General features: G+C 70.9%; 2 protein-coding genes. One reads left to right on the forward strand and one right to left on the reverse strand.

Annotated features, from left to right (window positions below; genetic code table 11):
* Window positions 1-59: 59 nt before the first annotated feature.
* Window positions 60-812, reverse strand: coding sequence for an MBL fold metallo-hydrolase (locus ACFU8Q_RS41405; RefSeq protein WP_384465359.1), 753 nt, complete (start codon window positions 810-812; stop codon window positions 60-62).
* 183 nt (window positions 813-995) lie between these two features.
* Between ACFU8Q_RS41405 and ACFU8Q_RS41410 the strand changes: the two genes are divergently transcribed.
* Window positions 996-1,502, forward strand: a complete 507-nt coding sequence (locus tag ACFU8Q_RS41410) for a type II toxin-antitoxin system PemK/MazF family toxin (protein ID WP_384465362.1) — start codon at window positions 996-998, stop codon at window positions 1,500-1,502.
* The last annotated feature ends 47 nt before the right edge of the window (window positions 1,503-1,549 follow it).

The following is a 1,549-nucleotide window of genomic DNA, read 5'->3' on the forward strand; positions in this document are numbered from 1 at the left end:
GCCCTCACCTCCCGCTGCGGGAGGTGAGGGCTTCGTCGTGCACCGGATGTGCGGGATTGCTAGATCTCGTACACCGCGCCCGGTGCCGCCACTTCCACCGGTCCGCGGAAGAGCATGCGGGCGTCGGCCAGGTTGCGGTCGGCGTCGGTCCACGGCGGGATGTGGGTGAGGACGAGCCGTCCCACTCCGGCACGGGCGGCGATCTCGCCCGCTTCGCGGCCGTTGAGGTGGAGGTCCGGGATGTCCTCCTTGCCGTGGACGAACGATGCTTCGCAGAGGAACAGATCGGCGCCCTCGGCGAGCTCGTCCAGGGCTTCGCAGACGCCGGTGTCGCCGGAGTACGTGAGCGTGCGGCCGCCGTGCTCGATCCGGATGGCGAAGGAGTCGACGGGGTGGCAGACCTTCTCCGTGCGGACCGAGAAGGGGCCGATCTCGAAGGAGCCGGGCTTGAGTGTGTGGAAGTCGAAGACCTCGCTCATCGCCCGCTCGGACGGGGTGTCGGCGTGGGCGGTGGTCAGCCGCTGTTCGGTGCCGTCGGGGCCGTAGACCGGGATGGGGCTGGGACGGCCCCCGTCGTGCCGGTAGTAACGGACGACGAAGTACGCGCACATGTCGATGCAGTGATCGACATGGAGGTGGCTGAGGAAGATGGCGTCGAGGTCGTAGAGACCGACATGGCGCTGCAGCTCGCCGAGGGCGCCGTTGCCCATGTCGAGGAGCAGCCTGAAGCCGTCGGCCTCTACGAGGTAGCTCGAACATGCCGATCCCGCGGACGGGAACGAGCCGGAGCAGCCGACGACGGTGAGCTTCATGGAGCGTGAACCTCCGAGACGTGGGAACGGGGAGGGTTCGTGCGGTCTGTTGAACGGTTTGTCGAGCGTAAGGCGCGAAACAGCCGGTCGCTCCTCCATGGCCGTCCGTTGTGGGGGAACTCACCTGCTCTGTCACCGGTTCGATGGAAGAGGCCGGGGCGCCGGTACGGTCAGGACATGAGCATGTCCTGGTGGTGGATCGCGTTTGCCGTTGTCGTGCTGTTCGCGCTCGTCGCGGCGGTTGCCGATGGGCGGGGGCGGGGCGGGCGGCGGCCGGGTGGGCGTCGCGGCGGGTCGGCGCGTGCGCGCTCGGGTGGGCGTCCGGGCGGGCGGACGCGTCCACCGGCGGGGCCGGGGCGTGGGCCGGAGCCGGAGCGGAGGCCGAGGCCGATGCCGGGTGAGATCTGGTGGGCCGAGGTGCCGTACGAGGACGGGCCGGGGGCGAAGGACCGGCCTTGTCTGGTGCTGTCGGTACGGGGTGACTCGGCGCTCGTCGCGAAGATCACCAGCAAGCATCACGAGGAGCGGCCGGGGGTGATCGCGCTGCCCGCGGGGGCCGTGGGGGATGCGCAGGGGCGGGCGAGCTTCCTGGAGACGGATGAGCTGCGGGAGGTCGCCCTGCGGGGGTTCCGACGGCTGGTGGGGGTGGTGGACGCGGGGGTCTGGGAGCGGGTACGGAAGCTCGGGTGAGGTGGGGCGGGCCCGGGGCTCGGACGCCGGACGGGCCGGTGGTTCGG

Source organism: Streptomyces sp. NPDC057543, from assembly GCF_042801895.1.
In the GTDB taxonomy this organism is placed as follows: Bacteria; Actinomycetota; Actinomycetes; order Streptomycetales; family Streptomycetaceae; genus Streptomyces.

What these genes read in the sequence shown, in the direction of transcription:
- ACFU8Q_RS41405 (WP_384465359.1), bottom strand. Translation starts at nt 812, where the DNA reads ATGAAGCTCACCGTCGTCGGCTGCTCCGGCTCGTTCCCGTCCGCGGGA.
- ACFU8Q_RS41410 (WP_384465362.1), top strand. Translation starts at nt 996, where the DNA reads ATGTCCTGGTGGTGGATCGCGTTTGCCGTTGTCGTGCTGTTCGCGCTC.